Below are 23,451 nucleotides of genomic sequence, written 5' to 3' on the forward strand. Positions count from 1 at the left end.
TCGGCAAACGTGTGTACTAACGCGCAGGGCAGCACTCCTTCGGAGTAATTGTTGTGGTCGTCCTGGCCCAGGAACATACGGCTCTCGTTGCTTTTGCGACTCGATTCATGGGTTAATCAATTTTTGATTAGCCGGTTAATCAACTAATCAAAAAAGGTGCGGCCACGCCGCACGCGCATCTTAAATTAGTCGACCAATTAAGCTGACTAGGGGAAAAACCTAGCACCTCCCCACGTGTCAGGGGATGGTCAGCGGCTCGCTCCGAGGTCCTGGCAAGGTCCGCCTGTTGACGATCTCGACGGGCAGGACGATGTCGCGAGGGCCCTCGTAGGCCTCGCCACGGCGCTGGGCCTCGATCAGCTGCATCAGGGCCTCGACCGCACGACGCCCTATCTCAACCAGGGGCTGGCGCACGGTCGTCATGCCCAGTGCGCGGGCCATCAAGGTGTCATCGAAGCCTGCAATGGAGATGTCCCGAGGAACGCTCAACCCGCAGCTCTCCAGCGCCTGGATGCAGCCGAAGGCGATGTCGTCGCTGCCACAACAGACGGCCTCTGGCAACGGCTGACCGCGGTGGCGTTGCAGCCATTCCCGCATGGCCTGCCTACCCCCTTCGACGGTGAACCATGTGCGGATCAGATGGTCGGACGCCACTTCCACCGCGGCTTCTGCATGGGCGCGCAGGAAGCCATCGACACGGAGATCCGCGCCCTTGACGTTCACCGGACCACCCATGCAGAGGATCCGGCGATAGCCAAGCTCGAGCATGTGGCGTGCAATGGCATAGCCGCCTGCTTCATCGTCGGCCTCGACGTTCACCTGGGCCCGCAATAGCGGGCCAGCGTGGATCGTGACCATGGGCGTATGCCGCGGCAGCCAGGTCGTGCTGTCATCTTCCAGCTGACGCGCCAGCACGACGAGCCCGTCGACGCGGCCATCGCACAAGGCGTGGATGCGCTTGGGCGCTTCCTCCCAGCCGCCGAGTGGAAAGATGGATGTGATCTGGTGGGCCTGGGTCGCACTGCGCACGACGCCGTTGAAAATTTCCTGGAAATAGAGGTTGGGCTCCTCATCGGCAATGTTGGCGACGAAGCCGATGGCATTGGTGCGTTGAAACGTCAGCGCACGCGCGGTCGCGTTGGGCCGGTAGCTCAAGCGCGCCGCCGCCGCGAGGACCCGTTCACGCGTCTCGACCGACACGCGCGTCGAACCCTTCGCACCGCTGAGCGCGGAGGACGCCGCCGCATCAGAAACCCCTGCTTCTCGCGCGACGTCGGCGAGCGTGGGCAACTTGTGACGACGGCTCTTCGGTGGCTTGGAAGGCTGGGGTATCGGAGCGGACACTTCCGGGGGCTGGAGACGGGGCGAGGCACTCTAGCATCGCGTCTGGCTGGAACCGCGGGACCTGACGTCTTCGTGGCTGACGACCGGAACCTTTTCAGTGGACCTATGAACTTGCCCTTGTGCGTCGATCAGCGAGCACTCGGCGAGCAGGTATGACGGGCGCTGGCCAGCCGCTACCTTCCGCTGGCTCGCACCGCAAACGCTCGGGCTGTTGGTCGGTCACCTTCGAGTGCGCCTGCTAGGCACTTCAAGTTCCACCAGTGCAGAGCATTTCCACAGTGACAGCAGGCGTGCTTCATGGGCGGCAGCCCACCCGATACCAGTCCCCGGTGAACGTCAGTTGCTGGCCGAGAGCCGCCCGATGACATTCACCGGCCGGCTTGCGAGTCCGCGACCGTTCGCTGTCACTCGATCTGCTGAAACAAGGAAGGTTCTTCTCGGACGGCCCTTGGGCTACGGCCATCAACCAACTCATCGCTCATCGCGACCGGTCATCGTCAGACCGAACATCAGCCGCAGTCTGGCCCATCGCAGCCACCCGCATGGCTCCATCGGGCGATGCCGGCACACCGCCATCGAGGCGCGACAGCCGGGCGGTGCACGCCACACGGCCGATGACCATGTCGGCCATCTCGACGCCATCGAGCAGCTCGGCCAGGAGCTGCGGGCCCTGCGCTCGGCTCCCGTCGCCGAGCAACCGCTGCGCATGCAGCGCCTGTACCGCCACCTCGCGGCCTTCGTCGGCGAGAACCTCGTGCACATGCAGGTCGAGGAGAGCCAGAACAACGCGCTGCTGTGGGCGCTCTACAGCGACGCCGAGCTGCTGGCCATCCACGAGCGTCTGGTCGCCAGCATCGACCCCGCCGAGATGGCCATCAGCCTGCAATGGATGGCTGCGGCGTTGAACGATGCAGAGCTGGCAATGCTCTTCGGCGATCTGCAACGGCAAGCGCCGGCGGAGGTGTTCAACGCGCTGCTCGGGCTGGGCCACAGCCAGCTCAGCGCACCGCGACAAGCACGACTGAACCGCGGCCTGGGGCTGGCGCCGGTGCAGGGGTTGGTGGAGGCCTGAGGAGCAGGCGGGCGGTCGCGCTCTCACAGCGCAGGCAGCCGGTAAACCGCCACCTTCAAACCCCGATCGAGGGCCACATCCTCGAATGCCGCCGGGTTCGCCACCCACTCGACAAACAGCAGCTTCGGTGCCTGTTCGGCCGTCACGACGCGCAGGAAATCCAGGCCCAGCTTGGGCGTGTTGAGGCACATCAGCGCGTGGCCGCCTGGCGCCAGCAGCGACGGCAGCCGCCGGGCCAGCCGCGCCCAGTCCTTGGTCGCGACGAAGCTGCCCTTCTGGAAGCTGGGCGGGTCGCAGATGACGAGGTCATACGGCCCGCCACGCGTCAGCTTGCCCCAGGAGTTGAAGATGTCGTGAGCCAGGAACTTGGCACCGGTTTTCACGCCGTTGAGTTCATGGTTGCGTCGGCCGATGGCCAGGGCCCCGTCGCTCATGTCGACGTTGACGACCTCGGCCGCGCCAGCCTGCAGCGCGACGACCGAAAAGGCACAGGTGTAGGCAAACAGGTTGAGCACCTTGTCGCCCGGCTGCACGTGCTCGCGCACCCAGCGCCGGCCTTCGGCCATGTCGAGGAAGAGGCCGTGGTTCTGGCCGCGCAGCAGGTGGACGAGGTAGCACGTGCCGGTCTCGGTGACGACATGCGGCTCCGGCGCGGCGCCCGCCATCAGCCGCGTCTCGGTGCGGCCACCTTCCTGGCGGCATTGGTAGACCCATGGCGCCTCCGGCCATCGCGCGGTGATCGCCGCGCCGACGGCCGCGAGCGCATCGCCCTCCAGCGGCTCGAAGCTGGTGAGCAGCAATGCGGGCGGGTAGACGTCGAGCGTCAGGTGCTCGCAGCCGGGAAAGAGGCCGCCACGGCCGTGGAAGAGGCGTTGGGCGTCGGTGGGAAGGGCCATCGTGGCGATGGCGTCGAGCAGGGGTTGCATCAGCGAGATTGTCCCGGCGGGAGAATCCCGCTCATGGACTTCCAGCTCATCCTCGAACAGATCAACGCCGAGTTGCGCCCACTCATGGGCCAGGGCGGCAAGGTGGCGACCTACATCCCGGCGCTGGCGCGCGTGTCGCCGTACCAGTTCGGCATCGCGCTGCGCACCTGCAGGGGCGAGACGGCGGCGGCCGGCGACAGCGAGGTGCCGTTCTCCATCCAGAGCATGTCCAAGATGTTCTCGCTGACGCTGGCCATCCGCTCGCTGGGCGAAGCGCTGTGGGACCGCATCGGCCGCGAGCCCTCCGGCAGCCCGTTCAATTCGCTGGTGCAGCTAGAGACGGAGCGCGGCATCCCGCGCAACCCCTTCATCAATGCCGGTGCGATTGCCGTGGCGGACCGGCTGGTGTCGCTGGGCGACGCCAAGACCGAGCTGCTGGCGCTGCTCGGCCGGCTGTGCGGCGAGCCCGTGCGCATCGACACGGAAGTGGCGCAGTCCGAAGCCGACACCGGCTTTCGCAACGCCGCGCTGGCCAATTTCATGAAGGCCTTAGGCACGCTGGACAACGACGTGGCGACGGTGCTGGACGTCTACTTCAACCAGTGCGCCATTGCGATGAGCTGCGAGCAGGTGGCCTGCGCGGCCGGCTATCTGTGCCGCGACGGCAGCCATCCGCTGGCTGGCACCACCGTCCTCAGCGAGGCGCAAGTGCGGCGCGTCAATGCGCTGATGCTGACCTGCGGCACCTACGACGCGGCCGGCGAGTTCGCCTTCCGCATCGGCCTGCCCTGCAAGAGCGGCGTGGGCGGTGGCATCGTCGCCGTGGTGCCGGACCGCCTCACGCTGTGCGTCTGGTCGCCCGCGCTGGACGACACGGGCAACTCGTTCCTCGGGCGCCAGGCGCTTGAGCTGTTCGTCGCGAAGACCGGGCTGTCGGTGTTTTAAGAGGCGTACTTGACGCTGCAGCCATACGGCCGCGTCGACGCCTTCTCGACTTTGCGGCCCGCAGCCACGGCGGCGAGCGCCTCGGTCACGTAGGGCTCGGCCTTGGCGATGTCGGCCTTGTCGGCGGTGGCAATGCTGTCGATGCCGCCTTTGTAGGCCAGCGTGCCGTCGGGCTTGATGACGTACATGTGCGGCGTGGTCTGGGCGCCGTAGAGCTTGCCGAGCTCGCCCTTGGGGTCCAGCAGCGTGGCCATGGGCGCGGCGCCGCGTTCGCTGTTGAGCTTCCTGGCCGTGGCGCCGTCGACATGGCCTTGCTGGCCCGGCGCGGACGACACCACCTGCAGCCAGACCACGCCCTGCGCAGCTGCGTCCTTCTGCTGGCTCTGCATGTTGCCGCTGCTGTAGTGCTTCTTCACGTAGGGGCAGTCGTGGTTGGTCCACTCCAGCACCACGGTCTTGCCCTTCAGGTCGGCCAGCGACAGCGGTTTGCCCTCGGCTGTGGTGGCGCTGAAGGTCGGCGCGGGCGCCTCGACGGTGGCGGCGGCCTGCGCGAGCGCCGGTGCCAGCAACAGGGCGAGCAAGGTGCGGCGAATCATCATGACGAGCTCCTGGGGGAAGCGCTTGGGGTGGATACCGCCTCGATGACGACGCCGGGCGTGAGGATCTGCGGCAGCACCTGCGCCTCGGCGGCGCCCGGCGCGTAGTAGAGGTAGAGCGGCACGCCGGAGCGGCCATGGGCCTTGAGCACGGCGGTGATGCGCGGGTCTTCACGCGTCCAGTCGCCCTTCAGGTAGACGACGCCGGCCTTGGCGAAGGCGTCTTTCACCTCGGGGCGCGACAGCGCCACGCGCTCGTTGACGAGGCAGGAGATGCACCAGGCAGCCGTCAGGTTGACGAACACCGGCTTGTTCTGCGCGCGCAGCTCGGCCAGGCGCTCGGCGCTGTAGGTCTCGGTGGCCGACTCGGCGCGCACGTCGGCCGCGATGGGCTTGATCCACACCGACATGCCCAGCGCCAGCGCAATGCTGATGACCGCCGCGCCGGTGCCGACGAGGCTGGCACCGCTGCTGTGCCGACACCACAGGCCAAAGGCGATCAGCACCAGGCCCATCAGCGCCAGGGCGACGCCGTCCGGCCCGGTCTGCTGGGCCAACACCCACAGCAGCCAGACGACGGCCGCGTACATCGGGAAGGCGAGGAACTGCTTGAACCTGTCCATCCACGCGCCCGGCCTGGGCAGCCAACGCTGCGCGGCCGGCCAGAAGGCGAGGATCAGGAAGGGCAGCGCCAGCCCCAGGCCCAGCGCCAGGAACACAGCCAGCAGCACCGCCGCCGGCTGGCCCAGCGCGAACGCCAGCGCCGCACCCATGAAAGGCGCCGTGCACGGCGTGGCCACCACGGCCGCCAGCACGCCGGTGAAGAAGCTGCCCGCCAGGCCCTGCCGCGCCGCCAGCCCCGAGCCGACACCGGTGAAGCTGCCGCCGATCTCGAACAGGCCCGACAGGCTCAAGCCCACCAGGAAGAGCAGATAGGTCACCACCAGCACGAACACCGGCGAATGGAACTGGAAGCCCCAGCCCACCTGCTGGCCGCCTGCACGCAGCGCGATCAGCACGGCGGCCAGCAGCACGAAGCTGGCGAGCACGCCGGCCGTGTAGGCCAGGCCTTCCGCCTTGTGGTTGCCCTCGCGCACCAGGGCCAGCGCCTTGATGGACAGCACCGGGAAGACGCAGGGCATCAGGTTGAGGATCAGCCCGCCCACCAGCGCCAGCGCCAGCGCGGGCAGCAGGCCGAGGTCGCTCTCCGGCGCCGGCGTGGGCAAGGGCGTGGCGGCGGGCGCCTCCAGGCCGGCCGGGCCCGGGCCCTTGCCGGCGCCCTCGGGCATGGGGGCGGAAACGGTCCAGGCTTGCTCGCCGGTCGACGTCGTCAGCACGATGACACCGGACAGCGGCTTGCCAGCGGCCATGGGCTCGTCGCCGGCGGGGAGGTCCAGCGCCCAGCCGCTGCCCTCGGCTTTCAAGACCTGCGGTGCGCTGTGGGCCACGGCACCCCAGGTGTCGGCAAAGAAATAGGCCTTGCTTACTTTTTCACTCGGGCCGGCCGTCTGCCCGCTCAACTGCACGCCTTGCGGCGCTGCCTTGAGCTGCACGGCGAACGGCGCCGGCTTGGGGATGGCACGCTGCCACTCGCCGATCTGGGCCGTGTCGGCGCTGGCCTTGGCGTCGGCGGCAGACGCCACGACGGGCAGGTCCAGGCCCAGCGTGACCTGCTCGGGGATGCACACGTCCTTGCACACCAACCACTTCACCTCCGCCGTCGGCTGAAAGCGGCCGCCGGGTTTGGCGTCGGCCGGCACGGTCAACTCCACGAGCAAGGCCGGGCGGCCTTCGTAGCCGTAGTTGACGATGGGGCCGATGATCTGCAGCGACGGCGTCGGCCACTGGATGGGGCCGGCCTCTGCACCCGCCCAGCTGATGGTGGTGGCCTGGCCCGAGTCCCCCGGGTTCTGCCAGTAGGTGTGCCAGTGCGGCTTGATGTCCTGCTCCAGCGCGACCGTGAAGCGCTGGCCCGGCGCGACCGTGGCCTGGCTGGCCACGAGGCGGGCCTGCACGTGCTCGGTGCCGGCCTGGTTCGACGGTGCAGGTGGCTCGGCTTGAGCCAGCAGCGGAGCGGCCAGCAGGGTCAGGAAAATGAGGCGCAGGAACGAAGGCATCCCAAATCCTAGGCGAAACCGGCTTCCCTTCGTCGTGACAGGCCCGCATGAACCAATGCATCGAACGCGGCCCACAGCGGCGCAAAGCGTTCCGGGTCACCTTCCAGCAGCGCCAGCGCGTGCAGGCCGGCCTCCAGCGTCGACAGTTGCCCCGGCCGGTGGGCGCGGCGGATGGCGTAGCGGCCGGGCTGTTCGGGCAGGCTCACGCGCGGCAGCGCGGCCAGCCAGGGGTTGGCGGCCAGCAGGCGGCGGCTCTGGCGCCAACTGCCGTCGAGCAGGATGAGCTGGTTGATCTCGCTGGGCACGGCGGTGGCGGTGGTGGCGCATTCGCCCGGGTAGAGCAGCGCCGTGCCGGGGCCGGCCAGGCTGGCGTCAAACACCTCGCCGCGCAGCAGCCGCGCGCGTTGCAGGCCCAGCGTCAGCAGGGCGGTGGTGTTCTTGGCATGGCCCGCCTCGGCGGGGTGCTGCAGGATCAACAGCTCGGTGCGGTGGGCCAGCGGTGGCGCCGGGAGCGTGGCGCAAAGGCAGGTGGCGAGCGGGCGCTCGCAGCGCGGGCAGCGCAGTCGCGTCAATGCGGTGAGACGGTATGCGGGCCGATGGTTGACACGGTGCTGTCAGGGCCTGCGTCGTCCGCCGTCCGGTCGCCCTTGGGGCGGCGGCGCGAGCGCGTGGTGGGCAGGCCGAGCTGCTTGCGTGTGGCCAGCGCACCGGCCACCCAGACGCCGCCGATGACGCCAAAGATATTCAACGCGCCGAACAGCGGCGCCGCGCTGGACGACAGCAGCATGGTCTGCAGCGGCGCCGAGTAGGAACGCGGCTTCAGCGCAAAGGTGAAGGCCCCAAAGATCAGCCAGCCCGCCCAGGCCATGCCCACGCCGGACATCATCCAGGCGACATAGGGCCGGTGGCGGCGGCGCGACGGACGCAGCGTCAGGTAGGCCCAGACCGCCGCGACGAGGAAGAGCAGCGCGGCGACGGCGACGGCCTCGCTCACCATGACCTGCATGCTGTTGCGCCCGCCGAACTGCGTGTAGAACTGGCGCGGCAGGCCGATGGCCGCGTATTTCATCGCCGCGCCGGCGCAGAAGCAGTACAGCAGGACGCCGGAGACAAAGGCGATGGAACGTCGGGCAGCTTTCATGGAGGGACATTCTCGGTGCCGACACACCGGCAGCCGTAACAAGGGGCCTGACGCGACGTCCTGCGACCGGACGAAGTTCACGGCCACCCCAAACCCGGCCTGGCCGCCGGAGCAAAACAAAACCCGCCGTCCGTCAGCCGGAGGGCGGGTTGTGGCAATGCAGGCCAGCCGGCCTGTGCCGGGCGTGCGGTTCAGCGCTTGCGGTCGATGCGCAGCGCGCGGTTCAGGCCACGCCGTTCGCCGCTGTAGAAACCGGTGTCGAAGGGCTCGTGCTTGCGGCCCTTCTCGACCGACTCCTCGGTGCCCCATGCCGGGTTCATCTCCGGGATGGGAAGGCGGCGTTGCGGATGTTCTTGGCGGGTCTGGATCTTCATGGTGTCTGTCTGGCCTGTTGCCGGGCCGTCTCGCGGTAGAAGCTGCGCGATTGAGAGGCACAACGCCAGCGCTTCAGGCGTGGTTGACAGGGCGCTAACACTTCTTTGCACTCTCGTTGTACCCACAATGTCTGCTTCGAATTCCGGAGCCGCCCCATGACCGTCAAGCTAAAAAAGACCGCGCCGCCTAAGGCCACGCCCATCACCGTTGTCGACCGGGCCGCCTTCCAGGCGCTGGCGCCCGGCCTGCCCGAGGCCACGCGTGCCTGGCTGGCCACCGTCGGCTTCGTCGGCGCGGCCGACAGCCACGCCCTGCTGCCCGGGGCCGACGGCCGCCTGGCCCAGGTCTTCGCCGGCGTGGCCCACGCGGCCCACCCGTTTGCGCTGAGCGCGCTGCCACTGGCCCTGCCGGCGGGCGAATACCGCCTCGACGACGCCGGCCTGCCGCTGCTGCCCGAGTCGGCGGCGATGTCCTGGGAGCTGGGCGGCTACCGCTTCGACCTCTACAAGCCGGCCAAGCGCGAGCCGGCCACGTTGTGGCTCAAGCCCGGTGCCGACGCAGAACGCGGCCTGGCCGTGGCCGCAGCGACCGCAGCGGCGCGCGATCTCGTCAACACGCCGGCCGAGCACATGGGCCCGGCCGAGCTGGCCCGGGCCGCCAAGCTGCTGGCCCAGCAGTACGGCGCCAAGTTCAGCGAGACGGTGGGCGAGGCGCTGCTGAAGAAGAACTTCCCCAGCATCCACGCGGTTGGCCGTGCGAGCACGCGCTCACCTCGGTTGATCGAGATGAACTGGGGCAATCCCAAGCACCCCAAGCTGGCGCTGGTCGGCAAAGGCGTCTGTTTTGACACCGGCGGGCTGAACATCAAGCCCGGCGAGGGCATGCGCCAGATGAAGAAGGACATGGGCGGCGCCGCCAACGCGCTGGCACTGGCGACGCTGATCATGGCGCTCAAGCTGCCGGTGCGGCTGCAGTTGCTGATCCCGGCGGTCGAGAACTCGATCTCGGGCAATGCCTACCGACCGGGCGACGTCATCAAGACGCGCAAGGGCCTGCACATCGAGATCGGCAACACCGACGCCGAAGGCCGCGTGGTGCTGAGTGACGCGCTGGCCTACGCGGCCGAGGGCAAGCCCGACCTCGTCATCGATCTGGCCACGCTGACCGGCGCGGCCCGGGTGGCACTGGGCGCGCAGCTGCCGGCGCTGTTCGCCAAGCACATGGACACGGCGCGTGATCTGGTGGACCTGGGCCTGAAGCTGGACGACCCGCTGTGGCATATGCCGCTGTGGGCGCCGTATCACGCCGGCATCGAAAGCAGCATCGGCGACCTCGTCAACACGGGCCGGAGCCCGCTGGCCGGCGCCATCAACGCAGCGCTGTTCCTGGAAGATTTCCTGCCACCGCAGCAGGACTGGCTGCACGTCGACCTGTTCGCGTGGAACGACGCGCCGCGCCCGGGCCGACCGGTCGGCGGCGAGGCGCAAACCATCCGCACGCTGCTCGCCTACCTGGAGCAGCGGTACGCGGCCTGATTAGTCGGCAGCCCGGTCCCTGGCCTGAGCGTCGACCGACGCCGCGTCAGTGGCCGGCTCGGCTTTGGCGGCCTTGGCGGCCTGCAGGGCTTGAGCCATCTGGGATGGCGCGGCCTGTTCAGGAAGCTGGGGCGCTGGATTGCGGGCCGGCTGCGGCGGGCGGCCGCCTTCACGGCGCTCGCCACGCGGCGCCTCACGCTTGCCGTCACGCCGACCGTCGGCGCGTTGATCGGGACGCCGCTCGCCACGCCCTTCCGGCCGGCCAGCAGCGGGGCGGCGGTCATCGCGGCGCGGGCCGTCGCGGCGCGCGTCCTGTGGCGGAGCCGGCGGCGCCTCGGTGCGCTCCTTGCGGGCGATCTCCAGCAGGCCGGGCAGTTCCTCGGCGACGACGCCCTTGAGCACGCAGAAGTTGGCCTCGGTCAGCGTCGTGCGCTCGAAGTCCCACAGAAGCTGGCCGCGGTTGCGGCGCTGCTGCGCTTCCAGCTGGTGCTGCTCCTGCTCCAGTTGCTGGCGCTCCTGCTGCAAGCCCTTGCGGCGCGTTAGCTCTTCCTTGGCGGCGGCGAGGTGCTCCTCGGTGATCTCGCCAGCCGGGTTGCCGTCGAGGTCGAAGCGGGTCTTGGCCTGGGTCAGCGCGATCAGGTAGCTGGTGCTGCCGGTGTGGCGGCGCAGGAAGGCGCTGAGCTGGGCCTTGCTGAACTTGCCCGGCGCGCGCTCCTGAATGTCGGCCTGCACGCGCAGCTTGACGGGCTTGGGCTTGCCGGTGAAGAGCGCGGGGAACAGGGCCTTCAGCTCGGCGGTGGCGTCGACAGCAGGGGTTGAGGATGCCGCAGCTGCGGCGGGCTCGACCGATGCGGCGGGCTCTTCAGCCTCAGCCGGCTCGACAGCCTCAGCGGGCGCAACAGCCTCGACAGCGGGCTGAGCCTCGGGTGCAGGCACGGCGGCGGCCGGTTCTTCGAACGGGGTAACGGGATCAGGCAGATCGGAATTCATCGCAAAGCCGCCGAAGCAGCAGCAAACAGGCAAGGGCCGGGATTGTCGGCCATCATGGCCCCCTGCACGCCATCCCTTGAAAAGGCCACCATGCACCTCGAAGGCTCCTGCCATTGCGGCAGCATCAAGTTCTCGGTCGAGGCTGACTCGCCCGTGCCCTTCATGCGCTGCTATTGCTCCATCTGCCGCAAGACGGCCGGCACGGGCGGCTACGCCATCAACCTGGGCGCGCAAACGCGCACGATGACGGTCAAGGGCAAGCGGCATCTGCGCATCTACCGCGCCAAGCTGCCCAACAAGACGGGCAAGGGCACGCACAAGAGCAGCGGACGGCGCTACTTCTGCCTGAAGTGCGGCACGGCGCTGTGGCTGTGGGACCCAACCTGGCCCGAGCTGGTGCACCCGCACGCCGGCGCCATCGACACGCCGCTGCCGACACCGCCGTCGCAGGTCCATTGCCTCGTCGGCTCCAAGGCGCCGTGGGTGGAGGTCGAGGGCCACGCCCGCGACCCGCGCTTTGATGGCTACCCAGATACGTCGCTGGCCGAGTGGCATGAGGCGCATGGCTTCAAGTCATAGCGAGCCAAAGACCTTTTTCAGGATCGCGCTGCCGGTGCCGACCGGGTCGCGGCGGATCTTCTTTTCCTCTTCGCCAATGATGCGATAGAGCCCGTCCAGCGCCCGCGCGGTCACGTACTGCTGGATGTTGGCGTCGTCGCCGCGCAGCAGGCCAAAGGCCGAAGCCTTCTTGGCGACGGCGTTGTACTTGTCGGCCAGCGAAACTCGTTCGGTGGCCCGGGTGACGATGGGCAGGAACTGCTGGCCCAGCGGCTCACGCGTCTCGCCGGCAAAGAACTGCGTCACCGAGTCGTCGCCGCCCTTCAGGATCTTCAACCCGTCCTCGACGCTCATATCCTTCACGGCCCTGACGAGCAGGGGCTTGGCCGCCGGCACGGCCGCCTCGGCGGCGCGGTTCATGGCGGTGACGAGTTCATCTAGCTTCGCGCCCTGGCCGGTGGCCTTCAGCAGCTTGGCGGCGTCCTTCAGGTAGCCGGGCAGCTCGATCTTGACCAGCGGATTGCCCAGGAAACCGTCGGGCCGGCCCAGCATCGCCACGGCCGAGTTGGCACCGCGCTCCAGCGCCGTGCGGATGCCGGCATTGGCGTCGCCCTCGCTGAGGTTCAGCGCCCAGGCCGGGCGCAGCAGCAGCAAGGCGGGGGTGCAGACGAAGACATGGCGGCGTTGCATGGCGGGCTCTGGACGGTGGCGCCGATCTTGCCACCGCGCGACGTCAGGCAGCGACGTGCTGCAGTGCGCGCTTGTGGCGATACATGCGCTGGTCGGCCAGCTCGACCAGCAGGGTCACGTCGGTGCCGTCCTCCGGGAAGCTGGCCGCCCCCATGCTCGCGCCCACCGGCAGCATGCGGCCCTCGAACTCGAAGGCGCCGTTGATCTGCTGGGCCAGGCGGCTCGTCGTCGCCTCCAGGCCGCCTTCCTGCGCCAGCGGGCGCAGCAGCACGCCGAACTCGTCGCCACCCAGACGGGCGGCGGTGTCGGAGTGGCGCACTCCGGCCGTGAGGCGGCGCGAGAACTCCAGCAGCGCCGCGTCACCGGCGCGGTGGCCGTGGCGGTCGTTGATAGGCTTGAGGCCGTTCATGTCGAGCATGAGGACGGCCAGCGGCTGGCGGTCGCGCGCGGCCTGGGCCAGCGACGCGCGCAGGCGGTCCAGGAAGAGCGCGCGATTGGGCAGGTTGGTCAGGCCGTCGTGCGTGGCCTTGTGGAAGAGATCCCCGGGCGCAAAGCGAGTTGCGAAATACATCGCCGCGCCGACGAGGTCCGACAGCAGTTCCAGCAACGCGATATGGCGGGCATCGAAATGCGCCACCCGGCCGGACATGGCCTTGAGCACGCCCACCGTCTCGCCGTCATGGCGCAGCGGCACCACCACCATGGAGCGCAGGCCGAGCCTTTCGCAGGCGGCACGGTCGGTGCGGGGGTCGGTCAGCGCGTCGTCACAGTGCAGGGTGCGGCCCTCGCGAACGCACAGGCCCGACAGACTGGCACCGCGCTTGAGCCTCAGCCCGAGGCTGCCGCTGGCCATGCCCGCCGCAGCGCGGTAGACCATGTCATCGCCCTCGGCCAGCTCGACAACGCCACCATCGGCGCCGACCAGGGTCAGCGTGCGCTGCACGACGAGATTCATCAACCCGCCCAGGTCCAGGCCCAACCGGGCCACCTCGGTCTGGATAGCAATCACCTCCAGCAGTTTTTCTCGGCTCGGCACCCGTCACTCCCGTCCCGCATCCGCCTTGGACGCACACGCCCCGCCAGAGCACAACGCTCTTTTTGGGTTACTTCACGCTTTGTGAATTTTCACATCCCGAAGAAATGATGTCGACAGGGATTTCGCAATCAGTTATGCGATTCGCGACAAGCGCTCGGTCAACAGCTCGAAAAAACCGTCCGAGTCGACGTGACGCAGCACCTGGGCGTTGGCGGGCAAGCCGGTCACGCCCCACCAGTCGATGACGCTCATGCCGCGCGTGAGCTCGCTGCGGGTCTCGATGCGCACATTGCAGTCGCGGCCGTTGAAGAGCTCAGGCCGCAGCAGCCAGGCAATGACGCACGGGTCGTGCAGCGGGCCGCCGTCCTGGCCATATTTCTCTTCGTCGTAGCGCTCGAAGAATTCCATCCAGGCCGCGGCGACGGTGCCGGCGCGGTTGCCGATGTCACGGATGGCGGCGATGCGCGCCGACGTCGTCAGCGCCTCGTGCGTGACGTCCAGCGGCGCCATCGTGATGGGCACGCCGCTGGTGAAGACCTCGTGCGCCGCCTGCGGGTCGACGTAGATGTTGAACTCCGCCGCCGGCGTGACGTTGCCGCCCTCGAAGAAGCCGCCGCCCATCAGCACGATGCGGCGGATGCGCGGCGCAATGTCGGGCGCCTGGCGCAGGGCCAGCGCGATGTTGGTCAGCGGGCCGAGCGGGCACAGCGTCACCGTGCCCGCCTCGCGTTCGCGCAGGGTCTGGATGATGAAGTCGACGGCGGGGCGCGGGTCCAGCGGCAGCGTGGGCTCGGGCAGTTGGACGCCGTTCAGGCCGGTGTCGCCATGTACGTGCTCGGCGGTGACGAGCGGTACGTCCAGCGGCCGGTCGGCGCCCGCGCAGATGGGCACATCGCGCCGGCCGGCCAGTTCCATGACGACGCGGGCGTTGCGCGTCGTCAGCGCCAGCGGTACGTTGCCGGCTACGGTCGTCACGCCCAGCAGTTCCAGCTCCGGGCTGGCCGCCGCCAGCAGCAGGGCGATGGCGTCGTCCTGGCCAGGGTCGGTATCAATGATGATCGGCAGAGGCTTCATGGGGCAGGCGCGGGCAGTTCGAGGTCGATGGCACCGAAGAGGCTGGCCCCTGCGGCAGTCTTGAGGTCCAGGTGCAGGCTGTCACCCGGGGCGAGGCTCAGGCCCAGCGTGCCCAGGGCCACGCCCGCGACCTGGCCGGCGCGCAAGGCCCGCAGCCGCGCCAGGCGGGCCAGCGCCGCGCCGGGCATGGCGCTCACGTCGAGCGGCGGCTGCTTGGCGCCGTTGTGCAGCGCGTGCAGGCGAGCCTGGACGCGGCCGGCGGCCCAGGCGTCGCCCAGTTCGTCGGGCGTCACAGCGAGCGGCGCGGCCTGCGTAGCGAGGAGTTCGTCGTCCAGCCGCCAGTCGACGGCGAAGGTCAGCAGGCGCAGCGCGTCCAGCGCTGCCGAAGCGTCGCTGGCGGCCGACAGGTCGCCCACGATGGCGGCCAGCGCCAGCTCACCGCGCGCGGCGGCTCGCAGAGGCTGGTGGGGCGACGAGAAGCTGCCGGCCTCGCGGCGCACGCCGCCCTCGACGTCCACCACCGCCCAGCCGTAGGCGCGCGGCAACGGCGCCAGGCACTTGTCGGGTTCGAAATTGAAGGCGTGCCGCAGCTTGCCGTGGTTGAGCTGCACGGCGAGGTCTTCGAGCTGCGGCGCGATGAAGCCCCAGTCATCAAGGACTTGTTGCAGGCGGGTGGCAATGCCGGTCGCGTAATGCGCCTGGGTCAGGTCGCGCGACACGACGACGAGGTGGCCGTCGCGCGAGCCGTCGGCATAGCTGGCGAGTTTCATGGGGGGATGTTCTGGGAGATGGCAGCATTGTGCGATGCGCGCCCTCCCGTTCCCGCCCCGCGCCGCCCTGCTCGCGCTGGCGGCCAGCCTGCTCGTGCACGCGTTGCTGCTGGGGGGCGAACGGGCGCGGGAGGACGCTGCCAAGCCCGCGCGCGCCATGAATGTTGCACCGCAGCAACTACCGACGGTACCCGTCGCCCTGCCCGAACCCGCGCCGCCCGCCCTGCCGCAACCCGCCGCGCGTTCCACACGACCTGCCACGCGGCCACCGACGCCCGCTATCGATGCGCCCAGCACGGCACCCGACACGCCGCTGCTGCGCCTGGCCGGCCCCGCTGCCTGGCACTACCGCCTGCGCCAGGGCGGCCAGGACGGCGAAGCCCTGCTCGACTGGCAGCCCCAGGCCGATGGCCGCTACAGCCTGCGTCTGACGCGCCGCATCGGTGAACGCGCCCTGCCCGCACTGGAAAGCCTGGGCCGCACCGGCAGCACCGGCCTGGCGCCCGAACGCTTCGCGTTGCAGCGCGGTGGCCAGGACCGCCAAGCCGTCAACTTCAATGCCGACGGGCGGCGCCTGAGCTTTTCGGCCAGCCCGGCGCAGCTGGACCTGCCCGAAGGAGCGCCCGGCGCGCAGGACCGCCTGTCGTGGTGGCTGCAGCTGGCCGCCCTCGTGCAGGCCTCACCGGTGCCCGGTGGCCGCTGGCGCGTCTGGGTGGCGGGGCTGCGTGGCGAACTGCGCGAATGGACCTTCGAGGCCGTCGACGCCGAGCCCGACGACGCCGGCACCGTGCATCTGCGCCGCCAACCACTGGGGCCCTACGACCCGGGCATCGAGCTGTGGCTGGACCCGTCTCGCGGCTATTGGCCGGTGAGGCTGCGCCAAGGCGACCCCGAGACGAGGGGGTACGAAATCACCTTGGCCCACGTGAACTCCTGACGCTTCCTACATCATGTAGGCGCGAGGGATGACCCGATCTGAACCGGGTTCTGCCAGTATCTGTACCAACCAGGGCTTGAAACCCTTGGCCCCATCCGCAGTTGAAGCACCAGGGAGAACTCCATGCACATGCTCTACAACTCCGACAGCTTCATCGTCGTCCAGTTCGACGTACCGACGGTCGAGCCCCAGCAGGTGCCCACAGGCCCGCAGCTCAACCGCGGTGGTTTCGAGATCGTCGACAAGTTCGCCCGCAAGGAAATCTTCATCGAAGGCGCGCTGGCGGAATCCTTCCAGCAAGGCGTGCAGGCCCTCATCGACGGCGGCGAGCCTTCCGAGGACGAGCTCGACACCTTCATCGAGCGTTATGCCGTCATGGGCCAGCAACCAGTCGTGATGCACTGAACGATTTGTGGGGTTGGCGACGCATTGATTCGTCGCCAACCCTGATACAAGATGGGTCAACGCTGGCCGCTGCAGGCCGCGCAAGGAGCCCATCGAATGGTGAAGCGAGTCGCCGCTGAGACAGCCTCCCGGACGCAAGTCCGCGTGCTGCCGTCGCCCGGCCTAGACAGCGCCCCGGTGCTGGACCGCATGTGCTCGCAGTTCGTGCTGACGCTGACCGTCAGGCACGCCGGCCGCTTCAACCTGCGGCGCGATTTCAACGGCTTGCTGTCCTTCACCGGCCGCCACCTCGTCTGGCCCACACGCGTGCTGCAAAGGCTGCGCGGCTATCTGGCCCAGCGCTGCGCTGGCAACGAGCTGTGGCGCGGGCATGACGCTTTGGGCGACGAGGCCTTCCTGGACCGCTTCGGCCAGTGGAGCGGGCCGTTCTCGGAAAGCACCCTGTTCTTCTACCTCGACGAGTACGTCAAGGACGCGCCCAAGGACATGATGGCCCTGCTGGCCACCACCTGCGAGTACCTCGACCGCCAGCTCAAGCGCGAGTCGACGCTGGTCGAAAAGAACATCGCCGCGTTGGGCACGCTGCTGCAGCTGAACCCCGCCGAGCGCGCCATCCTGCTGTACGGCACGCTGGCCCGCTATCAGCGCGAGCTGCGCGGGGCGCTGGTGGAGTTCAAGGTCAACACGGCGCAGGAGGCTTTTGCGGCCATCGCGGCGGTCGCCGGTGTCGATGAGCGAGAGGTGGCCGAGGCCTTGCGCGCCGGCTCGCGGCTGGAACGCATCGGCATGGTCGAGAACCTGATCTCCGAGCACAACATCACCGACCTGGCCGACCTGATGAAGGTCAGCGACCAGCTGCCGCCGGTGCTGATGCGCGAGTACCAGGGCCCACACGACCTGATGGCCGTGTTCACGCGGCCGGCCACGCTGAGCATGCTCAGTGGCAGCGACTTCCAGTTCGTCGCCGATGACCTCGGCCTGCTGCAAGGCCTGCTGACGCGCGCCGTCGCAACGCACGCCACCGGCGTCAACGTGCTGCTCTACGGCCCGCCTGGCACGGGCAAGACCGAGCTGGCCAAGGTGGCAGCCGCCGCTGCGGGGCTGGACCTGTACGAGGTCGAGTACGCCGACCGTGACGGCAATTCCCTCTCGGGCCGCGACCGCTACCGCTCGCTTCAGATCAGCCAGGTGTTTCTCAAGGCCAGTGCCAACGTGGCCCTGCTGTTCGACGAGGTGGAGGACGTGTTCCCGCCGCTGTCCAGCGACACGGCCTCGCTGCTGAGCCGGCTGGATGCCAGCGGCGAGGGCGGCGTGGGCAACTCGGTCAGCGGCAAGGCCTGGGTCAACCAGATCCTGGAAACCAACCCGGTGCCGGTCATCTGGGTGACCAACCGCATCGAGCAGATCGACCCCGCCTTCCGCCGCCGCTTCCAGTACCACCTGGAGCTGAAATCGCCGCCGCCCGGCGCGCGCCGTGGCCTGGTGGCGAAGTCGCTGGGCGAGGTCGTCGTCAGCGAGGCTTTCGTCGCCAAGCTGGCCGAGCGCCCGGGCCTGACGCCGGCACAGATCCGCACCGCCGTGCGCTTCGCCCAGTTGGCCGGTGCGGCCGACGACGCCGAGAAGCTCATCGAGCGCCAGCTGTTCAACGCCGACAAGGCGCTGGGCCGCGACGATGGCGGCAGCGTCGCCCGCCCCTGCGTGACGAGCTACGCGCTCGATCTGCTGAACTGCGAGAGCCGCTTCGAGATCCCGCGCATCGTCGAGGCGCTGCGCCGCAAGGGCTCGGGCCAGCTCTGCTTCTACGGCCCGCCCGGCAGCGGCAAGACCGCGCTGGCCGAACACATCGCCCAGGCCCTGGGCCGGCCGCTGATGGTCAAGCGCGCCAGCGACATTTCCAGCAAGTTCGTCGGCGAGACCGAGCAGAACATGGCGCGCATGTTCGAGACCGCGCAGACCGAAGGCGCCGTGCTGCTGCTGGACGAGGCCGACAGCTTTTTGCGCAGCCGCAAGCGGGCGGAGCGCAACTACGAGGTGAGCGAGGTTAACGAGATGCTGGCCGGCATGGAGCGCTTCAACGGGCTCTTCATCTGCACGACCAACTTGTTCGACGACCTGGACGAGGCCGCGCTGCGGCGCTTCGCATTCAAGATCAGGTTCAAGGCGTTGAAACCGGAGCAGCGCGTGGCGATGTTCGAGCGCGAGGCGGGTGTCGCGCCCGACGATGAACAGCGCTCACGGCTGGTGGCGATGGACTGCCTGACGCACGGCGACTTCGCGGCTGTGCGCAAGCAGGTCGACATCCTCGGCGAGGCCTTCACGCCGGATGAGTTCCTGGCGCAGCTGGAGGCGGAGCATCGGGCGAAGCCGGAGGTGCGGGAGAGGCGCGGCATCGGTTTCAGAGCGGTTTGAAGTAGTAGGTCGTCGAACACGGCTGCCCATCCGGCATCAGCGCGTAGTTCGGAATGTCGCCCGCCTTCAGCCAGCCCGTCCGTTCATAGACCCGCGACGCGTCGCTCCCGGTGACGGTGTCTAGCACCAGCGTCGTCTTGCCCAGTTTGCGCGCCTTCGCTTCCAGTGCGTCTAGCAGCCGCTCGGCGATGCCCTGTCGTCTCGCTCGTCGGTGCACCAGCATCTTGCTGACATCCGCCCGATGCGGCTGGTTGTCCGGCATGTCGATGACAAGCGACAGCGTGCCGCAGATGCGGCCAGCTTCGTCCTCGGCAACGAACAGATGGCGCTCGCCGGCCGCGACACCTGCCGCGACCTTGCGCCAGAAGATCTCAGGCCTCCCTTCGGCCAGCGGCAGCATGAAGCCGACCGACGCGCCGCCTTCGACGCAGTCGCGCAGCACCTCGGCCAGTTCGGCCACGCGGGCCAGCGCTTCGGCGCCGTCCAGTTCACGGATGGTTCTCGTCATGTCCAACTCCTTGCCAAAACACACGGCCGCCGCGTTGCCCGCGTAGCGGCCGAAGTTGTCGATGCGCCGGTAGCCATGGCGCTCGTAGAAAGCGACGGCGCGGGCGTTCACGGCCCGCGTCTCCAGCCACAGCGCGCGGTAGCCCAGTGCGCGGGCCGTCGCCTCCAGGTGGGCCAGCATTGCGGTGCCCGTTCCCCGGCCGCCGGGGCGCGCATACATGCGTTTAAGTTCGGCGACGCCGTCCTGCAGCGGCCGCAGTGCGCCGCAACCGATCGCACGGCCGTCGGCATCCCGCGCCACGACGAAGCGGCTGCGCGGCCCGCGCACGTCGTCGGCCACGAAGCCGTTGCGGCCGCTGTCGCCGGTGATGGCCTGCAAAGCGGCGGAGAGTTCCTCCAGCAGCGCGCGTGCGTCGGCGTGCTCAGGGTCGAGGGCGGCAACGCTCAGCGCCATGCCTCGGCTCCGGTCAGCGCAACGAGGTAGCGGGCCGGCTTGCTGCCGGGGTTGTGGAAGCGGATGGGCGCATCCAGCCGCACGGCCAGGCAGTCGCCAGGATTGAGCTGCCACTGGGCGGCGCCATGGGCGATCTCCATGACGCCGTCGATCATCCAGACGAGCTGGTGGATGTCGGTGTCCCGCTCCGAGGTTTCGAAGGCGACGCGCTGGCCGGCCGGGAAAATGACATCCACCAGTTGCAGCGGCGACACGCCTGGCGGCGACACGTTGCGGCGGATGTAACCCGACGCGGGGTCGCTCCACACGGGCTGGTCGGCCACGCGGGCCAGCGGCGAAGGCGCAGCGGGCGCGGGGCCGACTTCGAACATCGACGCGACGCTGACGCCGAGCGCTGAAGCGAGTTTGTCCAGCACGACGGCCGTCGGGCTGCTCTGGCCGCGCTCGATCAGCGAGATGTTGGAGCGGCTGACGCCGCTCTTGTGCGCCAGCGAGTCCAGCGACAGGCCGGCGGCCGAGCGCAGGTCCCGCAGCCGGCGGCCGATGAGTTCGGTGATGTTGTCGTTCGTCATGCAATCCAGTTTACTGGAAATAATCCTCCATCAAACTGGAATGGCACGTTCGACGGCGCGGCGCCAGGCCGGGTCGGGCCAACGCCGGCCCAGGCGCCAGGCGGCGTGGGTGAGCTTGATGACGTGGGCGTCGTCCTGGGCGCAGGCGGCGGAGATCAGCGCTGGCCAGGGGCGGCTGGGCGGGCGGTCCAGCGCCAGGGCCGGCGCCGCGCCACTGGCGAGCAGGCCGGCGGCAGCGGCGATGCTGAAGCCACGTGGCAATTCGGGCGACGGCCACCAGGGCTGCAGCACGCTCATCGCGTGGCCGGCCGTCAGGAGGTGCAGCACGGTGAAGTTGCCGGTGGCGGCGTAGGTGCGGGCGGCGAGCAGCGCCAGGTCGCGCAGCGTGTCGGGGCCATGGCGCAGGCGGCCGGCGATGGCGGCGAAGCCGGGCGAATCGCCCCAGGCCTGCATGCGGCCGGTGATGAAGCTGCCGCTCGGGTAGGCCGGGCGTGGCAGCGTCGCCAGCGCCTGCAGCCAGTCGAGCAAGTCCAGCGGCGGACTGGCATCGGCTGTCGCCAGCGGCATGAAATGCGATGCCCAGTGTGCGAGGCCGGCGGCCAACTCGCCCTCGTGGCCGGCCAGAACGGCGTGGCCCGTGCGGAGGACGCCGTGGAAAGCGATGGCGCCCGCGCCAGGCAGCAGCAGGGCCAGCGCCTCACGCAGCGCGCCACCCGAGCCCAGTTCCGCGATGCGTGCGGCAAAGTGGGCGCGCCAGGTGGCGTCGCTGTCTGCGCGGCCGAGGTCACGTTCAACCACGATGCGAGCCGGTCGCGCTGCGACGCGTGGCTCTAGCTGGGCCTCGCCGGCCTCCGTGAAGGCCTGCAGCCTTGCAGCAGACGCTCCGAGTTCCAGCAATGCCTGCTGCGCCATCGGCAGGTGGTTGCTCATCTGGCCGCGGTAGGTGGCGGACAGCGCCTGGCCGGCGTCGAGCAGGTGGTGCAGCTGGGCGATGCTGGCGGGGGCAATGGTTTTCATCAACATGGGAACCTCGTCCGTGGGAATATGGCCGCCATGCTCGAAGTTGAAGTGCACTTGAAGTCAAGCACCGCGTTGCTGACGATTGGCCAGCTGGCCCAGCGCGCGGGCGTGGCGACGAGTGCCTTGCGCTTTTACGAAGCCGAGGGCCTGCTCGCCGGCAGCCGCAGCTCCGGCGGCCATCGGCAGTACCCACGTCACGCGCTGCGCCGGGTGGCCTTCATCCGTGCGGCGCAAAACGTCGGGCTGACGCTGCCACAGATCAAGGCGGCGCTGGCCACGTTGCCCGATGGCCGCACTCCGACAAAAGCAGACTGGACGCGGCTTTCCGCCAGCTGGGCGCCGCTGCTGGATGCGCGCATCGCGGCATTGCAACAGCTGCGCGAACGGCTGACCGGCTGCATCGGCTGCGGCTGCCTGTCACTGAAGGCCTGCGCGCTCTACAACAGCCAGGACGTCAAAGGCAATGAAGGGCCGGGCGCGCGCTTGTTGGACGCTGGCGTCGAAACGCCCCCTCAAATGCGGGCGCTCACGGTAAAAGTGACATCAAACCCTCATTAACATCCGCCCTCGACCGGCCAGCCCAAGGCGCGGCGTTCAGGGAGTGATGATGATCAAGACGATTCGGCGCGCGGCCATGGCTGCGTGCGCAGCCGCTGCTTTGCTGGCTTTGAGTGCCTGTGGTGGCGGTGGCGGCGGAGCGAGCGACAGCCCTCCAACCACGTCGCCAGTGGCCGTTGACCCGCCGACGGCCGTCATCCGCGCGACGGCCCTGGCGGCAACCACCACGGGCAATGCCACGGTGCAGGCACCGGTGGGCAGCACCCTCACGCTCGACGGCACAGGCAGCACTTCTGTGTCGGGCGGTATCACCAGCTACCTGTGGACGGTGACGACCAAACCCGCCGGCAGCACCGCCACATTGCAGAGCGCCACGACCGCGACGGCCACCTTCGCGCCGGACGTGGCGGGCGCCTACCAGTTCACGCTGCAGGTCGGGGCCAACGGCACGACGGCCAGCACCATGCTGCCGGTCACCGTCACCGCTGCGGTGCCGGTCGTCAACGTCGATGCGTCGGTGAGCTTCGCCGGCCCCACGACCACCCGACCCACCCAATCCGTGTCGGTCGGATCCGTCGTTGCACTGGACGGCGCAGGCAGCACCGATGCCAACGGCGGCCCGGTGACGCTGGCGTTCTCGCTGTTGTCGGCTCCGGCAGGCAACACCGCAACGCTGACCACCACTGGCATGACGGCTCGACTGACGCCTGACGCCGTCGGCGCGTACCAAGTCCGGGTGAGGGCAACCTCGCCATCCGGCCTCTATGCGGATGCGGTGCACACCTTCGATGCCGCCAAGCTCGCGCCGGCGCTCGCCGTGTCGACCAGCGTGTCGACGGTGGTCGCCAACAGCAGCCTCGACGCCGCAGTGGGCAACATCGTGTCGCTGGACGGCGGCGGCTACTACTGGTTTTCCAACAGCGATGGCACCTGGGTGGTCGCGGGCAAGCCCGCCAACAGTGCGCTGACGCAGCTGACCAGCACGTCCGCGTGGGCCGTGAGCTTCGTCCCCGACGTGCCCGGCACCTACACGCTGCAGTACACGGCGGTGGACCGCAGCAGCGGCGTGTCTGCCATCCACCGGGTCGCCGTCAAAGCCGACTGGGGCCCGATTGCCATCGTGTCAGCCAGCGCAGCGCCTGTGGCCCAGGCCGGCGGCCCCAGTTATGTTGCCGCCACCGGCAGCGCCATCACGCTGCGCGGCACAGGCAGCCAGGATCCGGCTGGCGGCACCCTGACCTACAGCTGGGTGCTGGACACGCTGCCGGCAGGCAGCACGGCCAGCCTGAGCGACGCCGCCACCGCCACGCCCAGCTTCACGCCGGACAAGGACGGCCGCTACGCGGCCACGCTGACGGTCACCAACCCGGCAGGCCTGCGCGCGGTTCAATCCGTCACCGTCGACGTCGGCAATTACGCG

Annotated in this window: 24 protein-coding genes and 1 pseudogene; 9 read left to right on the forward strand and 16 right to left on the reverse strand. The window is 69.1% G+C overall.

Annotation, left to right across the window (positions count from 1 at the left end; translation table 11 throughout):
- Positions 1-237 precede the first annotated feature (237 nt).
- Entirely contained in the window at positions 238-1,290 is a 1,053-nt protein-coding gene (locus ABIS05_RS19050) for a LacI family DNA-binding transcriptional regulator (protein ID WP_348011808.1), read from the reverse strand.
- Between the two features lie 502 nt (positions 1,291-1,792).
- Between ABIS05_RS19050 and ABIS05_RS19055 the strand changes: the two genes are divergently transcribed.
- On the forward strand, positions 1,793-2,416 hold the full coding sequence (locus tag ABIS05_RS19055; protein ID WP_348011809.1) for a hypothetical protein: 624 nt from the start codon (positions 1,793-1,795) through the stop codon (positions 2,414-2,416).
- Positions 2,417-2,439: 23 nt separating this feature from the next.
- On the opposite strand, the gene ABIS05_RS19060 is transcribed toward ABIS05_RS19055, so the two are convergent.
- Positions 2,440-3,342 carry a class I SAM-dependent methyltransferase gene (locus ABIS05_RS19060; RefSeq protein WP_348011810.1) on the reverse strand — a complete coding sequence of 301 codons (903 nt, stop codon included), beginning with the start codon at positions 3,340-3,342 and terminating at the stop codon, positions 2,440-2,442.
- 33 nt (positions 3,343-3,375) lie between these two features.
- On the opposite strand from ABIS05_RS19060, the gene ABIS05_RS19065 reads away from it, so the two are divergent.
- Positions 3,376-4,287, forward strand: a complete 912-nt coding sequence (locus ABIS05_RS19065; RefSeq protein ID WP_348011811.1) for a glutaminase — start codon at positions 3,376-3,378, stop codon at positions 4,285-4,287.
- Here ABIS05_RS19065 and ABIS05_RS19070 read toward each other — a convergent pair.
- From ABIS05_RS19070 to ABIS05_RS19090, 5 genes are all read right to left on the reverse strand, one after another.
- Positions 4,284-4,886, reverse strand: coding sequence for a redoxin domain-containing protein (locus ABIS05_RS19070; RefSeq protein ID WP_348011812.1), 603 nt, complete (start codon positions 4,884-4,886; stop codon positions 4,284-4,286). The genes ABIS05_RS19065 and ABIS05_RS19070 overlap by 4 nt on opposite strands.
- Positions 4,883-7,000 carry a thioredoxin family protein gene (locus tag ABIS05_RS19075; RefSeq protein WP_348011813.1) on the reverse strand — a complete coding sequence of 706 codons (2,118 nt, stop codon included), beginning with the start codon at positions 6,998-7,000 and terminating at the stop codon, positions 4,883-4,885. Before ABIS05_RS19075 ends, ABIS05_RS19070 begins: the two co-directional genes overlap by 4 nt.
- A gap of 8 nt (positions 7,001-7,008) precedes the next feature.
- A complete protein-coding gene (locus ABIS05_RS19080) occupies positions 7,009-7,572 on the reverse strand; it encodes a tRNA-uridine aminocarboxypropyltransferase (protein WP_348011814.1) in 564 nt (187 codons plus the stop codon).
- The gene (locus ABIS05_RS19085) at positions 7,569-8,141 is read right to left on the reverse strand and encodes a hypothetical protein (RefSeq protein WP_348011815.1); all 573 of its coding nucleotides are present in this window, start codon (positions 8,139-8,141) and stop codon (positions 7,569-7,571) included. The genes ABIS05_RS19080 and ABIS05_RS19085 overlap by 4 nt, the downstream gene beginning before the upstream one ends.
- Positions 8,142-8,332: 191 nt before the next feature.
- The gene (locus ABIS05_RS19090; protein WP_348011816.1) at positions 8,333-8,515 is read right to left on the reverse strand and encodes a hypothetical protein; all 183 of its coding nucleotides are present in this window, start codon (positions 8,513-8,515) and stop codon (positions 8,333-8,335) included.
- Positions 8,516-8,671: 156 nt separating this feature from the next.
- On the opposite strand from ABIS05_RS19090, the gene ABIS05_RS19095 reads away from it, so the two are divergent.
- Positions 8,672-10,051 carry a leucyl aminopeptidase family protein gene (locus ABIS05_RS19095; protein WP_348011817.1) on the forward strand — a complete coding sequence of 460 codons (1,380 nt, stop codon included), beginning with the start codon at positions 8,672-8,674 and terminating at the stop codon, positions 10,049-10,051.
- Here the strand turns inward: ABIS05_RS19095 and ABIS05_RS19100 are convergent, their stop codons facing one another.
- On the reverse strand, positions 10,052-11,041 hold the full coding sequence (locus tag ABIS05_RS19100; protein WP_348011818.1) for a ProQ/FinO family protein: 990 nt from the start codon (positions 11,039-11,041) through the stop codon (positions 10,052-10,054).
- A 90-nt stretch (positions 11,042-11,131) separates the two neighbouring features.
- On the opposite strand from ABIS05_RS19100, the gene ABIS05_RS19105 reads away from it, so the two are divergent.
- Positions 11,132-11,620, forward strand: coding sequence for a GFA family protein (locus ABIS05_RS19105; RefSeq protein WP_348011819.1), 489 nt, complete (start codon positions 11,132-11,134; stop codon positions 11,618-11,620).
- Here the strand turns inward: ABIS05_RS19105 and ABIS05_RS19110 are convergent.
- The 4 genes from ABIS05_RS19110 to ABIS05_RS19125 all read right to left on the reverse strand — a co-directional run bounded on the left by ABIS05_RS19110 (position 11,615) and on the right by ABIS05_RS19125 (position 15,169).
- Positions 11,615-12,289, reverse strand: coding sequence for a DUF4197 domain-containing protein (locus ABIS05_RS19110; protein ID WP_348011820.1), 675 nt, complete (start codon positions 12,287-12,289; stop codon positions 11,615-11,617). The genes ABIS05_RS19105 and ABIS05_RS19110 overlap by 6 nt on opposite strands.
- Positions 12,290-12,332: 43 nt before the next feature.
- Positions 12,333-13,325, reverse strand: a complete 993-nt coding sequence (locus ABIS05_RS19115) for a sensor domain-containing diguanylate cyclase (protein ID WP_348011821.1) — start codon at positions 13,323-13,325, stop codon at positions 12,333-12,335.
- 132 nt (positions 13,326-13,457) lie between these two features.
- Positions 13,458-14,399 carry a nucleoside hydrolase gene (locus tag ABIS05_RS19120; protein ID WP_348011822.1) on the reverse strand — a complete coding sequence of 314 codons (942 nt, stop codon included), beginning with the start codon at positions 14,397-14,399 and terminating at the stop codon, positions 13,458-13,460.
- Entirely contained in the window at positions 14,396-15,169 is a 774-nt protein-coding gene (locus ABIS05_RS19125) for a fumarylacetoacetate hydrolase (protein ID WP_348011823.1), read from the reverse strand. The genes ABIS05_RS19120 and ABIS05_RS19125 overlap by 4 nt, the downstream gene beginning before the upstream one ends.
- Before the next feature lie 34 nt (positions 15,170-15,203).
- Here ABIS05_RS19125 and ABIS05_RS19130 point away from each other — a divergent pair, with 34 nt between their 5' ends.
- The 3 genes from ABIS05_RS19130 (at position 15,204) to ABIS05_RS19140 (ending at position 18,920) form a co-directional block, all read left to right on the forward strand.
- Positions 15,204-16,106: a hypothetical protein gene (locus ABIS05_RS19130; RefSeq protein ID WP_348011824.1), complete on the forward strand. Its 903-nt coding sequence runs from the start codon at positions 15,204-15,206 to the stop codon at positions 16,104-16,106.
- 123 nt (positions 16,107-16,229) lie between these two features.
- Positions 16,230-16,511, forward strand: a complete 282-nt coding sequence (locus ABIS05_RS19135) for a DUF3567 domain-containing protein (RefSeq protein ID WP_348011825.1) — start codon at positions 16,230-16,232, stop codon at positions 16,509-16,511.
- A 96-nt stretch (positions 16,512-16,607) separates the two neighbouring features.
- On the forward strand, positions 16,608-18,920 hold the full coding sequence (locus tag ABIS05_RS19140) for an ATP-binding protein (protein WP_348011826.1): 2,313 nt from the start codon (positions 16,608-16,610) through the stop codon (positions 18,918-18,920).
- Here the strand turns inward: ABIS05_RS19140 and ABIS05_RS19145 are convergent.
- The 4 genes and pseudogenes from ABIS05_RS19145 to ABIS05_RS19160 form a co-directional block, all read right to left on the reverse strand.
- Positions 18,907-19,428: a GNAT family N-acetyltransferase gene (locus tag ABIS05_RS19145; RefSeq protein WP_348011832.1), complete on the reverse strand. Its 522-nt coding sequence runs from the start codon at positions 19,426-19,428 to the stop codon at positions 18,907-18,909. The two genes, ABIS05_RS19140 and ABIS05_RS19145, sit on opposite strands and share 14 nt — an antisense overlap.
- A 78-nt stretch (positions 19,429-19,506) precedes the next feature.
- Positions 19,507-19,881: pseudogene (locus ABIS05_RS19150) on the reverse strand (GNAT family N-acetyltransferase); the annotation flags it as partial.
- The gene (locus ABIS05_RS19155; RefSeq protein ID WP_348011827.1) at positions 19,872-20,453 is read right to left on the reverse strand and encodes an XRE family transcriptional regulator; all 582 of its coding nucleotides are present in this window, start codon (positions 20,451-20,453) and stop codon (positions 19,872-19,874) included. The pseudogene ABIS05_RS19150 and the gene ABIS05_RS19155, both read right to left, overlap by 10 nt.
- A 30-nt stretch (positions 20,454-20,483) precedes the next feature.
- Entirely contained in the window at positions 20,484-21,476 is a 993-nt protein-coding gene (locus tag ABIS05_RS19160) for a questin oxidase family protein (protein ID WP_348011828.1), read from the reverse strand.
- A 21-nt stretch (positions 21,477-21,497) separates the two neighbouring features.
- Between ABIS05_RS19160 and soxR the strand changes: the two genes are divergently transcribed.
- Together soxR and ABIS05_RS19170 are read left to right on the forward strand one after the other, a co-directional pair.
- Positions 21,498-22,031 (forward strand): redox-sensitive transcriptional activator SoxR, encoded by a 534-nt coding sequence (soxR, locus tag ABIS05_RS19165; protein WP_348011829.1) that lies wholly within the window; start codon positions 21,498-21,500, stop codon positions 22,029-22,031.
- Positions 22,032-22,080: 49 nt separating this feature from the next.
- Positions 22,081-23,451 (forward strand): PKD domain-containing protein (locus ABIS05_RS19170; protein ID WP_348011830.1); only part of this gene is annotated, 1,371 nt, incomplete at its 3' end.

The organism is Roseateles sp. (assembly GCF_039929605.1).
GTDB lineage: Bacteria > Pseudomonadota > Gammaproteobacteria > Burkholderiales > Burkholderiaceae_C > Pelomonas.